The 20,389-nt window shown below is 52.7% G+C and carries 18 protein-coding genes and 1 pseudogene; 9 read left to right on the top strand and 10 right to left on the bottom strand.

Annotated features, from left to right (window positions below; translation table 11 throughout):
- Positions 1-34 precede the first annotated feature (34 nt).
- Positions 35-973 carry an ABC transporter substrate-binding protein gene (locus KP702_RS10680; protein WP_215768917.1) on the bottom strand — a complete coding sequence of 313 codons (939 nt, stop codon included), beginning with the start codon at positions 971-973 and terminating at the stop codon, positions 35-37.
- Between the two features lie 186 nt (positions 974-1,159).
- Here KP702_RS10680 and KP702_RS10675 point away from each other — a divergent pair, with 186 nt between their 5' ends.
- From KP702_RS10675 to KP702_RS10660, 4 genes are all read left to right on the top strand, one after another.
- Positions 1,160-1,999, top strand: a complete 840-nt coding sequence (locus KP702_RS10675; RefSeq protein WP_202208242.1) for an ABC transporter permease — start codon at positions 1,160-1,162, stop codon at positions 1,997-1,999.
- Entirely contained in the window at positions 1,996-2,730 is a 735-nt protein-coding gene (locus KP702_RS10670) for an ABC transporter ATP-binding protein (RefSeq protein WP_215768916.1), read from the top strand. The genes KP702_RS10675 and KP702_RS10670 overlap by 4 nt, the downstream gene beginning before the upstream one ends.
- A 28-nt stretch (positions 2,731-2,758) precedes the next feature.
- A complete protein-coding gene (locus KP702_RS10665; protein ID WP_215768915.1) occupies positions 2,759-3,364 on the top strand; it encodes a nitroreductase family protein in 606 nt (201 codons plus the stop codon).
- Between the two features lie 136 nt (positions 3,365-3,500).
- The gene (locus tag KP702_RS10660; RefSeq protein WP_215768914.1) at positions 3,501-4,586 is read left to right on the top strand and encodes an LLM class flavin-dependent oxidoreductase; all 1,086 of its coding nucleotides are present in this window, start codon (positions 3,501-3,503) and stop codon (positions 4,584-4,586) included.
- Between the two features lie 39 nt (positions 4,587-4,625).
- Here KP702_RS10660 and KP702_RS10655 read toward each other — a convergent pair whose 3' ends face one another.
- The 4 genes from KP702_RS10655 to KP702_RS10640 form a co-directional block, all read right to left on the bottom strand.
- A complete protein-coding gene (locus KP702_RS10655; protein ID WP_202208234.1) occupies positions 4,626-4,970 on the bottom strand; it encodes a ferredoxin family protein in 345 nt (114 codons plus the stop codon).
- Entirely contained in the window at positions 4,967-6,526 is a 1,560-nt protein-coding gene (locus KP702_RS10650; protein WP_215768913.1) for an FAD-dependent oxidoreductase, read from the bottom strand. The genes KP702_RS10655 and KP702_RS10650 overlap by 4 nt, the downstream gene beginning before the upstream one ends.
- Positions 6,523-7,530, bottom strand: coding sequence for an ABC transporter substrate-binding protein (locus tag KP702_RS10645; protein WP_202208230.1), 1,008 nt, complete (start codon positions 7,528-7,530; stop codon positions 6,523-6,525). Before KP702_RS10645 ends, KP702_RS10650 begins: the two co-directional genes overlap by 4 nt.
- A gap of 183 nt (positions 7,531-7,713) precedes the next feature.
- Positions 7,714-9,783 (bottom strand): TonB-dependent receptor, encoded by a 2,070-nt coding sequence (locus KP702_RS10640; protein WP_237390058.1) that lies wholly within the window; start codon positions 9,781-9,783, stop codon positions 7,714-7,716.
- Here KP702_RS10640 and KP702_RS16205 point away from each other — a divergent pair.
- The 4 genes and pseudogenes from KP702_RS16205 to KP702_RS16560 form a co-directional block, all read left to right on the top strand.
- Positions 9,771-10,004: a hypothetical protein gene (locus tag KP702_RS16205; protein WP_237390057.1), complete on the top strand. Its 234-nt coding sequence runs from the start codon at positions 9,771-9,773 to the stop codon at positions 10,002-10,004. The genes KP702_RS10640 and KP702_RS16205 overlap by 13 nt on opposite strands.
- Before the next feature lie 449 nt (positions 10,005-10,453).
- Entirely contained in the window at positions 10,454-11,584 is a 1,131-nt protein-coding gene (locus KP702_RS10635) for an LLM class flavin-dependent oxidoreductase (protein WP_215768911.1), read from the top strand.
- Positions 11,585-11,614: 30 nt separating this feature from the next.
- On the top strand, positions 11,615-13,795 hold the full coding sequence (locus KP702_RS10630; RefSeq protein WP_252348661.1) for a TonB-dependent siderophore receptor: 2,181 nt from the start codon (positions 11,615-11,617) through the stop codon (positions 13,793-13,795).
- 1,149 nt (positions 13,796-14,944) lie between these two features.
- Positions 14,945-15,049 (top strand): annotated as a pseudogene (locus tag KP702_RS16560) (IS5/IS1182 family transposase); the annotation flags it as partial.
- Here the strand turns inward: KP702_RS16560 and KP702_RS16200 are convergent.
- Positions 15,043-15,375, bottom strand: coding sequence for a hypothetical protein (locus KP702_RS16200; protein WP_237390054.1), 333 nt, complete (start codon positions 15,373-15,375; stop codon positions 15,043-15,045). The pseudogene KP702_RS16560 and the gene KP702_RS16200 overlap by 7 nt on opposite strands.
- A gap of 223 nt (positions 15,376-15,598) precedes the next feature.
- On the opposite strand from KP702_RS16200, the gene KP702_RS16470 reads away from it, so the two are divergent.
- Positions 15,599-16,753 carry a CatB-related O-acetyltransferase gene (locus KP702_RS16470; RefSeq protein WP_306795939.1) on the top strand — a complete coding sequence of 385 codons (1,155 nt, stop codon included), beginning with the start codon at positions 15,599-15,601 and terminating at the stop codon, positions 16,751-16,753.
- A gap of 336 nt (positions 16,754-17,089) precedes the next feature.
- Here KP702_RS16470 and KP702_RS10610 read toward each other — a convergent pair whose 3' ends face one another.
- The 4 genes from KP702_RS10610 to KP702_RS10595 are packed head-to-tail and all read right to left on the bottom strand — an operon-like array spanning position 17,090 to position 20,343.
- Positions 17,090-19,276: a hypothetical protein gene (locus tag KP702_RS10610; RefSeq protein WP_215768909.1), complete on the bottom strand. Its 2,187-nt coding sequence runs from the start codon at positions 19,274-19,276 to the stop codon at positions 17,090-17,092.
- Positions 19,257-19,508: a hypothetical protein gene (locus KP702_RS10605; RefSeq protein ID WP_202208222.1), complete on the bottom strand. Its 252-nt coding sequence runs from the start codon at positions 19,506-19,508 to the stop codon at positions 19,257-19,259. Before KP702_RS10605 ends, KP702_RS10610 begins: the two co-directional genes overlap by 20 nt.
- Entirely contained in the window at positions 19,505-20,011 is a 507-nt protein-coding gene (locus tag KP702_RS10600) for a hypothetical protein (protein ID WP_202208221.1), read from the bottom strand. Before KP702_RS10600 ends, KP702_RS10605 begins: the two co-directional genes overlap by 4 nt.
- Positions 20,008-20,343 (bottom strand): hypothetical protein, encoded by a 336-nt coding sequence (locus KP702_RS10595; protein WP_202208220.1) that lies wholly within the window; start codon positions 20,341-20,343, stop codon positions 20,008-20,010. Before KP702_RS10595 ends, KP702_RS10600 begins: the two co-directional genes overlap by 4 nt.
- Between the last annotated feature and the right edge of the window lie 46 nt (positions 20,344-20,389).

Here is a 20,389-nt window from a genome sequence, read left to right as displayed (position 1 = left end):
CGTCTTTCCTCATCTGGCAGATACTAGAGCGTATTTATTGGGGCGTGGAAACCGTCAGGTCGAAAGCATCTTCGAGCTTCCCTGCATCAGTCAGGTAACCACCCGAACGATAAGCGTCTAATGTTGTCTTCTCCTGTTGAATGATTTCTGGAGTTAAGGGCGCAGGAGAAGCGATAAGACGTTTGGCTACAGCGGCAGCGACAGGAAGAGGTAAACCCGTCTGTCGCGCGAGAATAGCCGCATACTCAACCTGATGTTTTGCCCCCCATGCATAGGCGGCCGTCACCCGCTTATAGAAATCTGCCAGTTGAGCATGCTTTGTTGCCAGGGCTTCATTAGTGGCGACAAAAAAGCTGTTGTTAGGCATGACATTTCGACCATCCACGATGTTCCGTGCATGACCCTGAATGACAGCAAGTGAGACGTACGGCTCCCAGGTGGACCACGCATCAATCTGCCCTGTATCAAGCGCAGCCTTGGCCTGAGCAGGGGCAAGAAACACGATGTGAGGCGCGGGAGCAGGGATAACACCAGAGGCTATCAGCCGCAGAAGGAGGAGATGGCCGATCGAGCCTTTGCCTGTCCCAATCTTTTTCCCGGCCAGATCTGCCGCAGTTTGAATGGGGGAAGATGGCCCGGTTACCACCGCAGTTGACTCTCCCCCACCTCTGGGAGGCACCAGAAAGGCGGCTTTGATTGGGAGATGCGCGCCCCAAGCAAAAAGGAACGGGCCATCTCCTGCAATTCCTGTGTCAACAGCCTTTGCGGCGAGTGCCTGCAAAAGTGGAGCGGCAGCCTCAAATTCGGTCCACCGAAGAGTGTAGGGCAAGTTTTTGTCTTGTCCGGCGGCTTCGAGAAGGGCTTTCTGCTGCCCTTTCTGGTCGGCAACGATCAGGGTCTCTTCAGCATGCGCAAACGAGGTTCCCAACAGAACCGCAGCCATAAATGGCAGGAATTTTCTCGCAGAAGCCATGGAAAACAACTCGTTCAGATCTGGGAAATGGACCCTGCGTATAACAGGAGAGCCTGTAACCTGACGGCATGTTTCTCCAGGCACAATTAAATCACGTCAAACATTGGTATTTAGAATATTAACCTGACACATACATGTAGAATAGGGAAAAGTGTCCATCCATTGCTGCCTGTGAGAGGACGCCCGATGTCAGATACCATCACACTGACTGGAACGTACAAGACTGCCGAAACCAAGAGAAAGGCTCTGAGTTTGCGGAGGCTTGTTTCCATAAGGCGCTTTGCATCTCCTCTTGTGCTGGTCTGCCTCTGGCAGGTCGCGTGCTCCCTTGGGTTTCTTTCAACACGACTGGTCGCATCTCCGATCCAGATTGCGGTAACAGGCTGGACGCTGGTGCGTGACGGGACGCTTCCTTTCAATCTTGGCGTTTCGCTTTTGCGGGCAGGAAGCGGTCTGGGCATTGCCATCAGCGTTGGCGTGGCTTTAGCGCTTGTTTCGGGGCTGTCCCGTGTCGGGGAAGACGTTGTTGATGCCCCCCTGCAGATTTTGCGGACGTTGCCCGCTCTGGCGCTCGTTCCATTGTTCATCCTATGGTTCGGCATTGGCGAAACACCCAAGATCCTGCTTGTTGCCCTCGGGGCGACGTTCCCGATCTATCTGAACCTGCATAAGGGTATTCGGTCCATTGATCCGAAACTCGTGGAAATGTCGTCCACGCTTGGCCTGTCACGGTGGCAGACGATCAGGGATGTTTTCCTTCCCGGAGCATTGCCTGATTTCCTGACCGGACTGCGGTATGCCGTGGGGGTCTCCTGGCTGATGCTTGTGGTGGCCGAGCAGGTGAATGCGGAAAGTGGCATTGGACACATGATGATGGACGCTCAGGACTTTCTGCGCACGGACATCATTCTTGTGGGGCTACTGGTTTACGGTGTGCTCGGCCTGATATCGGACCAGATCGTGCGCTTTCTGGAAAGCACCCTGCTGGCCTGGCGGCCCGACGGACGGAAAGGGCGCACGGCATGACACACGCTCAAGCATACTCGAAGGCTGATCGCGGTACAGCAGTGATTGTGGAGCAACTGACGCGACGGTTCAACAATGGCCCTCCTGTTCTGGATGGACTGGATCTGGCGATTGCTCCTGGTGAGTTTGTTGCTCTGCTGGGGCATAGCGGTTCTGGGAAGTCCACGTTGTTGAGAACGCTGGCCGGACTTGACCCGGTAACAGACGGAGCTGTGACCAGACCACGTGAAGTTTCAGTCGTGTTCCAAGAGCATCGGCTTCTTCCATGGAAACGCGTGTGGAAGAATGTTGTGCTGGGGCAGGAAGACAATGGCATCCGGGAGCGTGCGGAGACCGTTTTGGAAGAAGTAGGCCTGGCTCATCGAAGCAATGCTTGGCCGCTCACGCTCTCCGGCGGCGAAGCCCAACGTGCAGCGCTTGCCCGTGCGCTTGTGAGAGAGCCCGCATTTCTAATGCTGGATGAGCCATTCGCAGCTCTGGATGCTCTAACGCGGCTAAAGATGCAGCACCTTGTCGCAGATCTCTGGAAAAAACACAGGTGTGCGGTTTTGCTCGTAACCCACGACGTGGACGAAGCTCTTCTGCTTGCCGACCGGGCTGTGGTGCTTGAGCGGGGGCGCATTCGCGTAGATGTTCCCATTACCATACCGCGTCCTAGACGACACTCTGATCCAGCGTTCGAGGAACTGCGTAGCCTGTTACTCAATGCGCTGGGCGTGCATGCTGCATAAGTCCGTATTTCTCATAAGGCCAAATTTCATGACGACTGCCCCTGACCGTGCTCCGGAGTCTTCTATCCTGCCGGTTATTCTCAATCGCTGGTCTCCACGGGCCTTTCAGCCCGAGGAAATTGATCCGAAAGACCTGCAAGTTTTCCTGGATGCGGGACGTTGGGCACCTTCAGCTTACAATATCCAGCCCTGGCGCTTCATTCACGCACGCCGGAATACGCCGGATTGGGAACGGTTCCTGTCATGGCTGATCCCGTTCAACCGAAGCTGGGCCGAAAATGCCTCAGCGATCATTTACATCGCGTCCAGAACAATCACCATCTCTGGTAGAACAGGTGAACCTTCTCCGGTGCCGACGCATGCTTTTGATGCCGGTGCCGCTTCTGTTCTCATACAGCTTCAGGCCTCACAGGCGGGATGGGCCGTTCATCCGATCAATGGCTTCGACCACGATCTGGCTCAGGCAGGACTGGAACTTCCGGAGGATTATCAGGTGCATGCAGCTCTTGTGATTGGCCGTCAGGCCGATGCCGCCGCCCTGCCGGAAGGGCTGCGTCAGCGTGAACAGCCTTCCGATCGCCTGCCGCTTGAGAAAGTCGCTTTTGAAGGACGTTTCAGCCCTGACGATCAGTAAGACAAAGGCCGTGCCTTTCCTTCTTTAGGGAGGGCGCTTTCGTCCAGTTTTTCTAATGAATATCCTTTTCCGAAATCACGATTATTTCGAATATTTTTATTTTACGATGAAGAGATAATACAAATGGAGAATCGTTATGGTTCACTTCATCGGTTATATTGGTTTCAATAATAGATCTGAAATTCATGCAGGCGTGCGCGATCGCGCGCTGGATCTTTCCTACGTTCGCGAAGCCTTGCAGGTTCAGGAAGAGGGCGACTTTGACCGCGTCCTGATTCCGTTTGGCTCCAATTCTCCCGAGAGCCAGCTTGTGGCAGCTTATGGAGCGGCTTTAACCAGCCGGCTGGGTTTTCTGGTCGCACATCGCCCTGGCTTTACGCAGCCTACACTTGCTGCTCGGCAGCTCGCAACGCTTGATCAGCTTTCGCAGGGCCGTGTGGCCGTTCATATCATCACCGGGGGCGCAGATACTGAAATGGCCCGCGACGGGGACGTCGGTACAACCAAGGCGGAACGTTATGTCCGCAGCGACGAATATCTCGATATTCTGAAGCAGGAATGGAGTGCTTCCACACCGTTCGATCATGACGGGCGTTTCTATCATATTCGGCAGGCACAGAGTTCCATTCACCCGCAGAATCTTCCGGTTTTCTTCGGTGGCACTTCTGCTGAAGCTCTGGATGTCGCGGGAAAACATGCTGACGTTTATGCAACGTGGGGGGAAACGTTGGACGCAACCCGCGAAATCGTCAGTCGTGTACGGTCTTCTGCTGCTCGCCATGGTCGAACAATTGGTTTTTCCCTGTCTCTGCGTCCAATTATCGCGGATACGGAAGATGCTGCCTGGAAGCGGGCAGAGGAGGTCGAAAATCTTGTGCGTGCAGCCCGAGAACAGTCTGGACTGCCCGTCACAGGTCATCAACCGCCGAATGATGGTTCACGCCGCTTGCTGGAAACGGCGACTACCCGCCGGCGGGATGAACGTCTCTGGACGGGGGTTGCCAGCCTGACCGGCGCTGCCGGAAATTCGACCGGGCTGGTTGGGACGCCTGAACAGGTCGCAGACGCTCTGGTGGAATATTACAAGCTGGGTATCGACAACTTCCTGATCCGGGGATTTGAGCCGCTGGAAGATGCGCGACGTTACGGTCGTGATCTTATTCCGCTTGTCCGGGAGAAAATTGCTACTCTTGAAGCACAGCCATCACGCGCTGCCGGATAAAAAACAAAAGGGGAGACCTTTGTCTCCCCTCAATGGGTCTCAGGGTGATCTGGCACGTCGAAAGACATCTTCCATACGCCAGTGCTGATTTCTCAGCTCTTCATGAACTGACCACTCATCCCAGCCAGAATTCCGGCGATACTCTCCCAGCAGGCCTGATGCTTCCAAAATCTCCGCATTCTGTGGATGCGCCTGGGTGGCGTCTGGATGAACGTAAATGGCGTCTGTTTTGCAGTAAAGCTCGCACAGGAAACAGGTCTGGCAGTCTACCTGATAGGCAATGATGGGCGGCTGTCCTTCGCGAGGGCTTAAAACATCGCGTGGGCAGACCTCCACACAGATATTGCAGGCCGTGCAACGGGTCTCAACAATCAGTTCAATCATGAGGGTACTTTCGCTGGGACCGAGCGGGTCCACGGTTTTGCAAGGCCGCCGCTCAGAATATGGGCGGGCATGGCTACACTTTCAGCATCACAGCGATAGTGAAGTCCCCGGCTTTCCTTCCGGGCCAGAGCGCTTGCCGTACACCAGCGCGCAACCGCCGTGAGGGCCTTCAATTCCTGATGTCGAAGCCGTGCGCGCGCTCCTGCCTGATGGACATCGCCAAGCGACAGACGCTCCCACGCGTCTTCCAGTGCCTGAGACGACTGTTTCAGGGATGATGCTGTTCGGAAATACTGTTTATTTGGAGACAGCATTTCACGCTGAACAGCGTGTTCGACGGCCGTGGAATCCCCGGCAATGGCTTCGTATTCTGGCAGTGTGACGGGCTCTTTCAGGGAGCGTCGCTGCCTGCGTGTGTAAGCAACAGCAGCCTCTGCTGCGATGCAACCGGAAGACAGGGCCCAGGCCGCATTGACGGCACCACCTCCTGATATGGCCCCAGTTACAGGTTCTCGCGAAGCTACATCGCCAGCGACATAGAGCCCCGGAACCCCACAGCCACTGTGCCTGTCCATGACGCGGATGCCGCCGACGCCACGAATTGTTCCTTCACCCACCAGAGAAACGGGGAATTTTTGGGAAAAAGGATCTATTCCAAGGCGCTGAAAAGTTATCGGCACATTTGGAGAAATCTGCGGCAGTTGTCTGCGAATGTCCTCTGGGACGCCCCAGAGATCACAGAAGACCTGCCCCTTTTTCAAAGCTCTGGCGAGAAAGCTATTGTCGTGTGAGCCAGGCGGTCGTTCAAGTTCATGACCGGCAGCATCATAATATCGCGCAAAACTATAGATCATGGTTCGGGCCATTGTCGTGTTGGCCGGAACGATCGTGAAAAAGGCCGAAAATTCCATTCCGGAGAAACAGGCCCCAGCGTCAGCGGCCATCAGAAGCCCGTCTCCGGTATTGTTTGCACTCCCCAGAAGGTGGGATCGAAAAGCACACCCTCCGGTAGCCAGAATGGTAGCACCAGAACGGACGATCCATTGATCATGTCCTGATTTCAGAGATACCCCCGTAGCGCCCGCGATACTGGTATCCCCATGGCGAAGCAGGGCCAGGGCAGGGCTATGATCCAGTACAGTGACACCACAATCCAGCGCCTTCTGGCGAAGAGCGCGAAGATATTCCGGGCCACGCAGGGCATGGTATCTGACCTTCCCGTTATCATCCTGCGTATAGCGATAATGGCTGGCAATGGTGGGCAGGGTTCGGAATGTCCGGTCAATAATAGTTTCCATCCAGTCCGCATCGCCCAGTCCCTGTGCGGTTTCAAGGCGCCGGGCAATAGCATCGCGGCGAAGGGTTCCGTCAGGAGGGATGAACCAGTGCCCTGGGCCAGCAGAGGCTGCTACCCCTGCGGTTCCACAATATCCTTTTTCAGCAACAACAACTCTGGCGCCCGTCTGAGCTGCGGTAATGGCCGCCCAGCATCCTGCCAGCCCGCCACCGATAATCAGAACGTCTGCCTCCAGCCGAAGAGACGACGAGAACTTCACAGACGGGAACTCTGGCGATCCAGCGCATCGGAGAGAACAGGAGAGAAGATTGACGCAGGATCTGTTCCAGGGGGAAGGAAACCGCTTCTGACAAAGGTGTTTGCTATCTCCTGCGCCGAGGTAATGTCGTTTTTATGCCAGGAGCGCAGATAATAGGGGCGGTTCTGGTTTTGCAGATAGTTCAATACCAGAGGTTCAGGCACCTGAATCACGGGGGATACAGCGTGCGCCCAGCGCGGCTTATCGTGACTTAAGATGGAATAAGCCTTGTTGAGCCGCCCAAGATAATCTGCTGCAGCGGCGCGGAAGGCCTGATCTTTCAGACGGAGCGGATTGGCACCAATGAAATAATGGCCTGAAAGAATGTCAGCAGCACTTTGCAAGATGCGAGCCGTTCCGTCAGATTCCAGCATCTGAATGGCATATCCATATGTTGCCCATCCATCGAGGCTGCCTGATTTCATGGCCGTCAGCCCTTCGCTGATGCTGAGCGCGACAGGCGTGATGTCGTGCCAGGAAAGACCATGCTGCTCCAGCATCCGGATCAGAAAGTAATGGGCTGTTGTGGCCTTGATATAGCCAATTCTCTTGCCTTTAAGCTCCTTGATTGATTTCGCAGTCGACTGTGTCGGAACAAGCAGAACCTGATCGGTTGTCGGCCCCTCCAGCGTTGCAACAATGGAAATCCGTGCTCCGGATGTAGCCGCAAAGACCATCGGAATTTCGCTCCAGCCGCCGATATCCAAGGCATCGGCATTAATGGCCTGAGCAATGATGTTTCCTGAGTTGAACTCGCTGAAACTGACCTTGTAGGGAAAGTCATCAAGTCTCGTTTCTTTAAGAAGCGTCTGGTCCGCCCCGCGGAACGTGGCCGCTCTCAGCGTAATGTGGGAGATGTCTTCTGTCTGAGCCGCCAGCCCCTGGGGCAACAGTCTCGAACCCGCAGCAGCAGATGCGAGGCCAAGAAAACTACGACGCTTTACGGCAGACGAAGACAGGGACATGAAATCACACCTAAATATTATTGCTTGTGCACGTTGAAATTATTATTTAAACCAAACATAAAAATGCATTGATTAAATTTCCAATGATAAAAATTAATCAATGCATTTTATTATTCTGAATAAAGATATTTTCCCCTACCTATAAACCTCCTGAACCAAGATTTTTAGGTAGGGTTATTTCTGCTAGAGGGTAAACTTCGCAGTCACATAGATTGTTCTTGGGTCAGCAAACTGTGCCGATTCATAAACGGGCACGCCCCCTCCCTGAACAAACGTTGTGCTTTGCAGATACCGCCGATCAAGCAGATTTCGGGCAGTAGCCTGCAGGAACCAGCGCTTGTCAGGGCTGGTCCAGCTTGCCATGGCGTTTACATAAGTCTGCGGCGTCAGACGGTTCTGCGGATTGGTTTGAGAACTGGTGTAAAGCGCAGTCTGGAATGAAACATCCGCGCCAATACGGAATACTCCGGGCAGCCGAACCGGAATTTTATAGGTTAGAGATCCCATCGTCTGGAACCGTGGGGAGTAAGGGAGGGGAGCGCCTGCATACGGCGTATTGTTATAGACCTGACCGCTAGCAAGAACCGTCCGGCTAACGCGTCCACGGAATTTATCTAACGCAGAATAAAGGTAAGACGCGGTGTAATGCAGATCCAGATCGCGAGTGATCTGGACAAAAGTCTCTGCTTCGGCGCCTACGGAATGACCCTTTCCTGCATTAAAACGCCGCGCAAGCCCATTTGATGGATCTGTGGTGGTTAGCTGGATGTCGTCAAACTGGTTCCAGAAGAGAGCCCCATTGAAATGGACCCGACCGGGCAGGGGATCACTTTTAAGGCCCACTTCGTAGGTTGTAACGATCTCCGGATTATAGGGTGTGGAGGCCTGAAGGCTTCCGGACGCCGTTGGGCTCTGTGCCCGAAAATCATATCCTGCTGATTTCCCACCCTGGGAGATGGAAGCATATGTCATCAGGTTTGGACGAACCTGATAAGTCAGCGTGCCTTTCGGGAGAAGCTGGATCCAGCTTTTACGATCTGAAACCTGCCAGGCCAGATCACCCGGCACTCCCCAGAGAATATAGGAAAGCTGGTTGGCCGGCGTTGACTGGTGCGAAGGACCTGGCGCCAGATAATTCAAAGTCTCAGAATTTGAATGGTTCTCCCAGTTAAAGCGCAGTCCGGCAGTGAAGGTCAGGGCACGCGTGATATGGTAATTCGCTTCCCCATAAAGCGCCCAGTTTCGTGTGACCTGATCAATGACGGCATAAACTGGTGCATAACGGATCTTCGCCGGATCATTGGTTGCCGTCCCCGAAGAATTATTGGCCCAGCGTTGAGTGAACCAGTCTTCATACATGAAGTATGCGCCGACATTAAAATCAACCTTGCCGTAATCTCCGTGAAGCTTCAGCTCCTGAGAATACATTCTATCCTTGTAATAAAGAGGCTGGGATGTCCGGGAATAATAATCACCAGTGTTGTCGTAAATTCCTTTGTCGTCGTATCCTCTGATACCCGTGATGGAATAGAGCTTCAGATGTGGGGAAAGCGTATATCTCACGTTCCCGATGAAACCAGCTTCACTGTAGTTATTTTTCGGAAAAAGCTGATTATAATTCCCGTAGATATAAGGGTTCAGAAGGTTTCCGACACCCTTGTTGGTGCTGCCATCTATTGTGCCATCGAAAGCAAGGGTAATGTCCAGGTCCTCGTTAGGCGTGAAGCGTAGCTTTCCGCGGGCCTGGGTATAATCGATGTTATTGGTGTCTTTCCCAACCGTATAGTTATGATCGATCCCGCCTCGGGCATGACGGCCAAATGCTATACTTCCGTAGACTTTGTCTTTTACGAGAGCACCACTGGCTGCAACACCAATCTGGTACTCGTTATAGGTTCCATATCCAGTCTGCGCGACGAAGCGCCTCTGATTGGTGGGAACGAGGGTATTGATCCTGACCGCTCCTCCCTCCGACTGATGTCCGGAAAATACGACAGGACCACGGTCTACTTCGATGTCAGCCACATCAAGAAGTTCCTGCATGTTGCCCATGTTTCGAGGAAGGTAGACCCCGTCGAGATAGGTGCCAACTGAGGGTTCACCTTGTGGATCAATCTCACCAATGCCTCGAATGAAGTAATTCAGAACTGCGTAGCCTGGCATATTGTTCGGAATATAAAGATTGGGTGTGAGCCGGGCGAGTTGCTTGGTATTCTGAACGCCCAATCGTTCGAGCTGTGATGCAGACAGCAAACTTGCCGATTGTGGCGTCTTTTGCAGGGCTGCGGCTCGTCGCGCGGCGTAAGACCGCCCGTGAACTGAAAACGATTCACCTAAGCCTTTGGCTTGCACTATCGCGGGGCGACTGGGCGAAAGCCGCTGTTTTTGATGCGTTTCTCGTGATGACGAAGCAGGATGCTGTGTCCTATGGAGCGATCGGGAAGGGACGGTCGCAGCATGAGCCTGGTGGATAATGACGCCCATGAATACTGCGATGCCGCATGTTGTCCCCAAAAGGGAAGGCAGCGAATTCCTACCTGTAGCAGGAAAAAGAAGATTTTTTTCAGAAAGAAAAGACATGCCTCAGAAACACCTACAAAACGCAATACTGTCCCTGAAATTCTATTTCTTATCCTGTCGATAAGCATACAATTAAAATGTAGATTTATTTAAATATATTGCTTTTTTATGATTAATTGATTTAATTTTGTACTTCTAAACTGCAATATTATAAACAAAAATATTTAATATCCTTATCTTATAGTTTTTTATTCGAAATATTCCATTGTCGCATTTTGTGGGTCCAACAAGGCTGACATTAAACGTGGAAACATTTCATATCTTCAGGACTAAGGTTTCCATTTTTAAGATTTATGAAAATAAAAAGTAGTTAAAATGAAACCACTTTTAAATGGAGTGGTTTATGCCTGTCGAATTCATTGGTTACGTCAGTGCGCGTGAACAGACAGAAACTCTGGACCTTCCTGGGCCTGCTGTTGATCCCGCATACATTGCTGCCACGGCGTTGCTTCATGAGCGCGCCGGTTTTGACAGGGTATTGGTTGCATTCCATTCGACCTCTCCTGATAGCCTTTTGATTGCCCAACATGCAGCATCCGTAACATCCACGTTGGGGCTGCTCATTGCGCATCGTCCGGGTTTTACAGCCCCCACATTGGCCGCAAGACAGTTTGCAACATTGGATCACCTCAGTAGAGGACGGGTAGCGGTCCACATCATAACGGGCGGGAATGATCGCGAACTCGAAGCTGATGGAGACCATCTGTCAAAACCAGAGCGCTATCAACGGACTGCGGAATATCTGAAAATTCTTCGCCGAGAATGGGCGGGGGGATCACCTTTTGATCATGATGGAGAATTCTATCGTCTGCGTGGAGCCTCTTCGGCTGTGCTGCCCTACCAGTCGAACGGCATCCCCTTATATTTCGGTGGAGCCTCCGAGGAGGCGATCAAGGTCGCAAGCGAACTCGCCGACGGATATGCCTTATGGGGAGAGCCCCTGGCCAGTGCTGCAGAACTCGTTGGAAAAGTACGCGCGGCTGGTCAGAAGTATAATCGCTCCTTGCGGTTCTCCATTTCGTTTCGTCCAATCATTGCAGATACGGAAGAAGAAGCATGGGAGCGCGCTGAGGTCATTCAGACGCAGATTGAAAAACGACAGGCAGCTATTCTGCCAACACAAAGCGGAATAGCCCTTGACCACGCAGGCGCACGCCCAACGGCCGACAACCTTCCAACAAATGAAGGGTCCCGGCGACTACAGGCGATTGCTGCGAAATCTGCACGACATGACGAACGCCTCTGGACAGGTGTGACGCAGGTTACTGGCGGTCGGTGGAATTCCACGTCTTTGGTCGGAACGGCGGAACAGGTCGCCCAGAGTTTACTCGAATACTATCGTCTCGGGATTGAGACCTTTCTCATCAGGGGTTTCGACCCCCTGACGGATGCCATTCGGTATGGCCGGGATCTCATTCCCAAGGTTCGATCTCTGGTGGAGCAGGAAGACAGGCTCCGTCGCACTTCAGGCTGAAATTTCAAATTTTTCAAGGATATACTTGTCATGCGGCGTTTTAGCCTGCGCGCTCTTCTGCTTGTTACTTTGCCCGATCTATCGTCAGCCGCGACGATCCATCACGCCCTACGGAAACAGGTACAAACACATAATCATTCGACCATTCCCTCCATAGCGAGTGCGCCGCCACAGCGGGCTGTGCCGCATGATATTCGAAGTCAGACACAGGAATCCGTGACGGTTCATGTCACCCGTCATGCGCCCAAGTTGGCGCGTAAAGTCCCTCTGGGGGCATTCGGGAGCAGATCTGAGTTCGATACGCCTTTTTCAGTCAGCACAATCTCTGCCGATCGAATTGAACAGATGCAGGCTTCGGATATCAATGACGTCATGCGGTATGAGCCAGGGGTCCAGGCGAATTCAAACGGCTCCTCCACGGCGTCCGGGTCCAGCGTCAGAGTTCGTGGCCTCAACCTGGACTGGACGAATGGTTACAAGATTGATGGTCTGGCCATTCCCTACTGGTACATTGACCTACCGTTGGCCAATTTTGATCATATCCAAGTGATCAAGGGTGCTTCAGCATTTATGTACGGGTTTGGCTCACCAGGCGGTGTGCTTGATTACCAGTTGAAAGCTCCGGTTGAGACACGAAAGCTGACGCTTGAAGCAGGTTATCGCTCCGATGCGGTGTTTCGGCAGATGCTGGATGTTGGAGGGTCTCTCGACAATGCCCATCGCATACAGACGCGATTTGTTTTCGCCAGCGAAGTCGGGAATCAGGTGAATGACAGCTTCCTGCGCAATCTGTCCTTGTCTTTCACAACGAACGTCCGGATTACGAATAATCTGCACTGGCATTTCAACACGTTCTATCTGAATACCCTTCAGAAAGGGATGGTGAATACGATTGCATCTGCCAACGGGGTCGGAGCCGTACGGACGATGAGCGGTCGCGAGGCATTTGGCGCCAAAGACTCCTGGAAAACCAATGACATGAAGCGCTTTAGTACGGGCTTCGACTGGGATTTTTCCCGGAACTGGAGCGCTCATCTAACATACGGCTACACCCATCTCGATGAAAAATTCCCGTCCAACCAACTGACGTTTACGGGAACAAACGGCGATTATATGAGCCGCGCTTTCGAGATGGTGCGTGTGCTGACTTACCATCAGGTGGATGCGACCACTCAGGGACACTTCGAGACAGGGCCACTCCATCATGATGTAATTGCCGGCATCACCTGGCTGCGGCAGATGTTTGATGCAGATGCCAATTCAGGGGCTAAAAATCCTGTTGAATACGGCAATATCTTCCGTGATCGCCCTACATTGACGAGCGCAAGCAACTTTAATCCTCGCATGTATCGCTACATTGATTACCAACAGGTGGCTCCGTTCTGGAGCGACACAATCACTTATCATCGCTGGTCTCTCATGGCAGGAGGGCGATATACGAACTATCTGGAAAACGACTTTTCGACGTCAGGCCAGCAGACAGCCGCCCACAGAAATAATCCCGTCACGCCATTGGTGTCTCTCAGCTACAAAATCACCCCGGAGATAAACACCTATTTTAGCTGGGTGCAGGCCATGCAATCTGGAGGGCAGGCGGGGGCCTCCAACGTCAATTATATGCAGGTTTTCGGGCCAATCCGTAGTGACGAGTATGAGCTAGGAGTAAAAATACAGAAGAAAGCATGGAATGGAACGCTCGCAGTGTTCCGCATGGACACGGGAGCGGCTTACACCAACGCCCAGAATTATTATGTTCAGGACGGACTGTCCCGCTATCAGGGGGTTGAAGCCGCTGGCTCCTGGTTGGTAACGCGCAATCTGAATATCAACGGCAGTATTGCGTATCTGGATGCGCGATATGTTCAAGCCACCGCAGGCTACCAAGGGCATAAACTGGAAGCTGTTGCTCCATTTCAAGCCGCATTCAATACGGAATATCGCCTGGAAGCCATCAAAGGCCTAAGCGTCAACGCAGGCTTCAATTACGTTTCCCGGAGTTGGTTAGATGCGGCAAACACGATTAGGCTACCGTCTTATATTGTGGGGAATATAGGTGCCGCTTACAGCACAAAAATTGGCAATCATCATGTAGTTCTAAGGGCAACAGTAGAAAATATAGGAAATGTTCGTTATTGGCTCAGCCGTGGGAACAGAAATTTATTTCCGGGAGCGCCCAGAACAATTTCTCTTAATGCTCGCTTTGATCTCTAAGTTCTGGCTTTATAAAAGACACATAACGAATGACACATCGCGAAATGATAGGGCGCCTGCTGCCATAAAGACGCTGGAAAAAGCCTCTCCAGATCCGTGACACCACGGAGATTTATGCTGCTGGTGCCTTTAGCGAGCCCGGTCATGTTGCCCTGAGCCCTTTTGATTGCCCTGCCTTTTGAGTGCTACGACAGGATCTGGCTCGAGACGAGAGTGCTAACGTCAATGCCGAGCAATTGTAATTCATCACAATCCCAGAAAATTCTCTTGCCTACCCGACACTTCATAGATTTCTGCCGCTATTTTTGCATACGCAAGCTGACCCAATAGCACCGTCCTGCTTGTTAAATTGGTTACTGTCTTTGGGGGAAGATAAATACCTTCGAGTGTATGAAAGAGTTGCGACACCGCGCCGCCCGTCAGATGAAGTCAGGCGTAAGGGCATTCTTGGAGATCAACTCACTGGCTTCGGCTGCGCACCACACAGCATTCATAACTGATTCTTTCAAAGGGCGGTGCATGATGAGATATCTTGACCAGATTATGACCCGCCACACGCGAAGCATGCCATGTTGAGATCACACTGGAACTCAGAAGTTCAGCGCGAGGGAAATTCTATTGCTCTTCTCAAATAAAAGTGGAAAAAATGTCTTCAGATCATCGGAGGTCATATGAAAAAAATAGTTGGAGCACTCATCGGCGCAGCCTTCATCTCGTTCTGTATCAAACAAATTCCTTCGTATCTCATTGCGGAATTTGCAGAGGAAGCAACAGCGAATATCCTTGAATGGTGCATGATTGTAAAACACCGCCTCACCCCAAAGGGTGCGAAATAGAAGCTCTACGACTTCCATTCGCGCAAAAGAGGCGGGGAAACGCCCTCTGGAATGATGGCAAGACTGGCACTCACCTTAGACCACACGGCCAATAAAATCCGGCTAACTGTACGATTGCTGTAAGTGTAGACCAGATTAAGCTTAGGTCACGTTGACAAAAGACTTGTCGGTCTGAGGCAATATCTGATTCACTGGCTTCCTCAGTAAAGGCAGGGTAGTAAAGGGGTATGGCCCGAGGCGATCAACGTTATTGGTACGCTTCTGCCTCCTGAGGGCGAACGGTTGAGCATGACCCGCGGGAGATAACCGCCGGTTTCTCAATGGTATGCTGCATGACTTGCGCGTCGTTTGTCCGTGGCGAGACATGCATGAACGCTACGGCAAGTGGAACTTCGTGTATGCCCAGTTTTGTCATTGAGCCGTCTGGAGGCGCTCTATTGCAAACCTGTATGGATCTGAGGCTGGCTGATGACTGGGCAGCATACGGTCGACAGCACGGTGGTGCCGGCCCCATTCATAGGCCACAGACGCAAAAGCGGGGCCCATACGGAAGCATTTAGTCGCCCACGCAAAGGGGCCGAAGTGCCGCCTCAGAAAGCAGACTGGTAGCCTTACCGCAACCGCATCCAGCGGATGTTCAACAGACACAAGCAGATGCGCCGTATCGCAATCCGCTACGACAAAACTGCCCTGTCGTTCATGAACTTCCTCGGCCTCGCCGCCGCAAGGCTCGGGGCTGAGCATTTTGTCAACGTGACCTAGTCAGGCAACGACAAGGCTACGTTGGCGCTCGGGATGTCCAGAAATCAGTACAAGGGGAACAGCATAAAATTCGCGATATTCCCTTTCGAAGCCCAAAAGAAAGTGGCCGCATATTTCATTTTTTAGACCTAGTCCTCTCCATATGACATGATAAAACTTAATTGTAAGAAAAAGATACGAATCGTTATAAAATACTGGAGAGAATATGATTGCCCCAGATGGTGACTCAGAAGAAACAATGACTACAAATCATCCAGAAAAATTAGATATAGCGATAGAAAAAGAAACCGAGGCAGGAATACTAAAAAAATTAATCGACGAAACCGTATGGCTTTACGGGACTTCATCCGGGCATATTTTCGGTTCTTTTTTCAAATTTAATGAAAATGGCACCATCACGGGTTATCAGCACCCGATTGAAACATCTTGGGGAATAAAAAACGGAAAAATTGCTATTTTTAGCGACCGTGGTGAGACAAGCATTCTTTTAGACGTTCTTATAGAAAGCGGATCTATAGTAGAGCTTTCTGGAAAATTTTTGTTGCATGACGAAGGTAACGAATTAAGAGTATTCAGAAAATCCGAACACATCGTGAATCATTATCCTGTAATGATATCATGGACAAAAGAAATGGAAGATTTCTGTTTTGAGAAAAGGATATTTTTGGCGCCAGGATTTAATATTCGTGGTGTAATACCTTTTGGATCAAGCATTAGGTTTGATCATAAAATTCTTGTAGAGCCCTATGATTCTCTTCCACGAGATGGCTTTTGCAGTATGGGAGCATTTTCTTACACCGAAAGTAAACTTGCGCAGAACTTCGTTATAGGACGATATTGCAGCATAGCTGAGCGTGTTCGTCGAATGGGGGACGATCATCCGTCCAAGCGTTTGACTACAAGTACTTTTACATATGGTAATATCTGGGAAAAACTTGCTCGAGAGGACTTCGGAGCGGATTTTAAAATAGAAGACTACCCTGTTGAGCATCCCATTTGTGCTAGAATTGAAAATGATGTTTGGATAGGTTCGGGCGTATCAATTAGAGACGGTGTGACGATTGGGACAGGGGCAATTGTTGCCTCCGGAGCAGTGGTTACAAGGGATGTTCCTCCTTACGCAGTCGTTGGGGGTGTTCCTGCTAGAATTATTAAGATGCGTTTCTCAGATGCACTGATTGAACGTCTCCTCGCTTCCAATTGGTGGGAATATAAATTTACCGATATTCCTGCATGTTGGTCCGATGTCCCGCGGACCTTAGACGAATTGGAAGAAAAAATAGTTAAAGGCGAAATCGGAAAATTTCTTCCTGAGAAAATCGATTTGGTAAGTGAATTTGTACGTATATCATTAGCCTGATGACTTATTGACCTAGCTTCGACTTGTTGGATAACGCAATGATAGTAAAAAACGTTGTCCAATAAGCATAGAGTTGCGATAATCCTCGCATGATCTTCCTTTATCTCGTCGTGGCTGCGGCCTGGTGCTTCTTCTGGGCGGAAGGGGAGGCTTTGCCGGCACCTGCTTTTCTCGCTGTAGCCACACGTACGATGACGTCATTTTTCATCATGTAGAATACGGTTCTGACTACTGGATAAGCACTGTTCTGTTGGCTGTAGCATTCTTCATGCCTTACACCATTCGCCGATACCGCGCGGAAAAGACGGATCGGTTTCTAAATGGCGTTCGGTTCGATTATCGAGACTGACTCAATAGGGGATTAATAACCTTCTGTTCTGCCTGTTCCATCTTCGTCAAGCGACGATTGGCGAAGGCGTGATTGGAAAGGTGATTAAAACCGTGGAATAGGGCACCAGAAACTGCTCCAACACCAGTTCCTCCTTCATGCACCCCAGCAAGACCTCCTGCGGTGCTAAGAACAGCACCCGCATTCCCGCCTCGGATTTCCTTCTGGCGCTGCGTCATCCCTGCCTTGAAGGTCTTTGACCCCACGGATCCGCCCGCGTCTCGCATGGTGCGCTCTGCAAGCATGTCACGGTAAAGCGTCCGAATGCGCGCTTCCTGCTCAGGCGTGACGGCATCCGTCCCTTTGGTCGCAACTGAAACCTCGTTCTTGTCGATCTGCTTGATGAGGTTCTTCAGCGCCGTGTAATTCACGCTCTCACCCGTCGGAGCATTTGTCGAAGGCTGCATCAGGCCGCGCGACTGAAGAAAGCGCAGGCTGTCGATGGTGCCTGAGCGCTGCGAATAACCTGCCAGATAGTCATGAAAGCCCGGTGCGCCCTGGTCGATATGGTGTGCAAGGTCATCCATGAAGGGAGAGAGACGCGCAGCCGCTGCACGCATATGCCCGTCTTCACCGGCTGCGGCTTTCTGAAGGCCATAACCGATGGCCTTGCGGACATTCCAAAGATCAGACGGATTTGCCCAACGAACAGGGTCTTTCGGCTCATTCCAAAGGGTATGTGTAGGCGACGGATTTTCTTTGGCGAACGTCACTTCCTCAAGCGCCTTCTTGGCTTTCATGATGGCCTGACGAACGGGCTCATTGCCTTTATTGGCAGAGATGTGGCTATCCAGTATCGAATGAAGCGCGCCCACCGGCACGGCTTCTTCGTTTTCGAAAGCCTTGGTTCGCTGTGCCTCTTCGAAGGCTGAACGCTCGGCTTCCAGATTGTGGATCTGCTCCGGCGTGCCAATCGTCTCCCGCAGATGCTGCGTGTAGGCGTGATCATTTGCGCTATCGAGCGTCTTGAACGCATCTGGGTAAAGATCGCGCAGGTTGTTTTCCAAGCCCGCCATTTTGGCATCCTGTGTGCGTACCGCAGTCGTGTGGAAGACACCCGGAACCTGCGCCTGATAAAGCCGCGTTCCATCCTCACTCGTGAAGGCCTTCATGATGGCATCTGCGGCTTTCTCCGGGTCACTGAAGGCACCAACCTTGGAGATAGCCTTGATCTGGGCTTTCTCTTCCGCCTTCTGTACCGACGTGCTGGCAGGCCGCCCAATTTCTGTAGGGGCTTCTTCTACTCCTCTGGCAGCCGCGCCTTGCGGGTCCAGATAATCCCCGGCACGACGGAGTGCCGGAGAGGCCCGATCCGTGACAGGCGAAAGGACTTTGCTCCCAAGCTTTCCAGCCGCACCGAGGCCAAGCGTCAGGGCTGCTGCGTCTTTCCAGTCCCCGCCTGCGAGACCGGTCTGCACACCTGCCGCAATAGCGTTATTCGCGTACTTCATCGCAGACGGACCTTCGCCAGTCAGCGCATTTGCGACAACACGACCGGCCCTCGTTTCATCAAGCGCCGCAGCAGCAGGGCGCACGGCACGGCCACCAAGCGCGGTTGCCAACCCCGCGCCAAGCATCGTCCCGGCTGCATCCGTGTAGGGAGCACCATAATCATTCTTGCGCGCCGCTTCGTCGCCATCTTCCTTGGAGGCAACCCAATCACCCACGTCATGCGCCGCACGTGAAACTGGATTGTCCATGTGATGACCAAGAGACGTGGCCCAGCTCACAAGGTGAGGGACGCCAACACCGAATGTCCGGTCGATCTCCCGTCCTGCGGAGTTCACCGTGTCATTGACGAATGTCCAGGCTTCCGTGTTGGCGAGATCGTCCGCACGCACCGCGTTCTGTTCGCGCACGGCCCGCGATGCCCCATATGCGGCAGCCGGGTCAGCGGCCATTGTAGCACGGGCCTTGGCATAATCTGTACGGCCGTCCGGGCTTGTGGCGCCGAGCAGGGCATTTCCCTGCGCCATATCGGCATCATACTTCGCCTGCTGGATTTTATTACCGAGTAGAGCATTGCGAACACCGATCGCCTGGGTTGCGAACTCAAGCAGATTGGTCTGCTGCGTGAGCGGTGTCGGCAGAGTGCGTTTGTGTTGAAGCCTGCCATTAATAGAACCCTCCGACACCAATTGGCGTGCCGCTTTCAGTCCCCTTATCAGCCTCCGTGAGTGTGCTGGCCGATGCAGGGGAAGCTGTACTCCTGCCGCCCAGAAGGGCATTGTAAAGGCTGTATTGGCTGGCTGTATTTCCAATAGAACTCAGCCCACTGGCCAGCGCATTACCTGCGCCAACCGTCGTGGCCATGGCGCCATTCGCGCCTTCCATACGGACCTGAGCCGCATTGTTCGCGGCCATCATGGTGTTGTTGCCCTGCTGGTTGAGGGCGTTGTAGCCCTCCTGCGCCAGTGCGTTCGTGTCGTTGAACTGGTTCTGATACGTACTGTCAGCGAGGCCCGAGACAAAGCCGCCGCACCCTTCTGGGCTGCCCCACTATTCGCCAACCCTCGGGCGGCGGCGCTGTTCGTCGCAGCCTGTTCGCCTTGCTGAAGGTTGAACTTGTATCCAAGAGTGGCCTGAAGCTGGCTTTCTGTCAGCCCATTCGACAGCGCGTTGATCGCGGAGTTACCTGCGGACGCATAGTTTCCAAGCAAAGCGTTGGCGGAGGTGGCACTGTCCGTGATCGTCGGCGCGACTTCCTTGGCCGTGTTGACGGCAATCTCGCGCGCCTGCTTCTCGGCATTGACCTGCATGGCCGTAGCAGCCACCGTACCAGCAGCGGATAAACCGCCCCCGATAGCGGCTCCTGGATCAAAACAAACCCCCGGCAAGTAATCAGCCTGAGCAACGGAATGGCGGATCATGGGCGTTTCATCCTGTAATCGGCGGTATTGCGGACAGTCCCGTCCGGCCATGTGATGGGGGTTGTGTTGACGCGCTCCAAGCCAAGCCGAGCCGCGCTGTACCGGGCGTACAGATGCTCTGATTTCATAACCCCAATCAGTTCCTGAACCTCGGGGTGATCCGACCAGAATTCGGAGAGGGATGCTTTGCCACGCATGGCCTGGGCAGCTCCGCAATGGACCTCCCAGACAGACGGCGTGATCGGCAGAAGCATCCCGACTGCATCGCCGTCCCGGTAGAGGATCGCGTTCTCCGGAGGTACAGCGCCCAGGATTTCAGCATCCGTCATCACGACATGGCGTAACCATTCACGATGCAGACAAGCCCTGCACCCGAGG

This window comes from Gluconobacter sp. P5B12, from assembly GCF_018812035.1.
Classification (GTDB): Bacteria; Pseudomonadota; Alphaproteobacteria; order Acetobacterales; family Acetobacteraceae; genus Gluconobacter.
The sequence above is the reverse complement of the archived record's forward strand: the minus strand, read 5'-3'. Positions and strand labels throughout refer to the sequence as shown.

Coding starts and splice junctions, on each gene's coding strand:
- KP702_RS10645 (WP_202208230.1), bottom strand. CDS start 7,530: ATGTCCCTGTCTTCGTCTGCCGTAAAGCGTCGTAGTTTTCTTGGCCTC.
- KP702_RS16200 (WP_237390054.1), bottom strand. CDS start 15,375: ATGCTCAGCCCCGAGCCTTGCGGCGGCGAGGCCGAGGAAGTTCATGAA.
- KP702_RS10635 (WP_215768911.1), top strand. CDS start 10,454: ATGCCTGTCGAATTCATTGGTTACGTCAGTGCGCGTGAACAGACAGAA.
- KP702_RS10660 (WP_215768914.1), top strand. CDS start 3,501: ATGGTTCACTTCATCGGTTATATTGGTTTCAATAATAGATCTGAAATT.
- KP702_RS10680 (WP_215768917.1), bottom strand. CDS start 973: ATGGCTTCTGCGAGAAAATTCCTGCCATTTATGGCTGCGGTTCTGTTG.
- KP702_RS16205 (WP_237390057.1), top strand. CDS start 9,771: ATGCAGACAGCAAACTTGCCGATTGTGGCGTCTTTTGCAGGGCTGCGG.
- KP702_RS10655 (WP_202208234.1), bottom strand. CDS start 4,970: ATGATTGAACTGATTGTTGAGACCCGTTGCACGGCCTGCAATATCTGT.
- KP702_RS10630 (WP_252348661.1), top strand. CDS start 11,615: ATGCGGCGTTTTAGCCTGCGCGCTCTTCTGCTTGTTACTTTGCCCGAT.
- KP702_RS10665 (WP_215768915.1), top strand. CDS start 2,759: ATGACGACTGCCCCTGACCGTGCTCCGGAGTCTTCTATCCTGCCGGTT.
- KP702_RS10600 (WP_202208221.1), bottom strand. CDS start 20,011: ATGATCCGCCATTCCGTTGCTCAGGCTGATTACTTGCCGGGGGTTTGT.
- KP702_RS10675 (WP_202208242.1), top strand. CDS start 1,160: ATGTCAGATACCATCACACTGACTGGAACGTACAAGACTGCCGAAACC.
- KP702_RS16470 (WP_306795939.1), top strand. CDS start 15,599: ATGATTGCCCCAGATGGTGACTCAGAAGAAACAATGACTACAAATCAT.
- KP702_RS10670 (WP_215768916.1), top strand. CDS start 1,996: ATGACACACGCTCAAGCATACTCGAAGGCTGATCGCGGTACAGCAGTG.
- KP702_RS10605 (WP_202208222.1), bottom strand. CDS start 19,508: ATGATGGCCGCGAACAATGCGGCTCAGGTCCGTATGGAAGGCGCGAAT.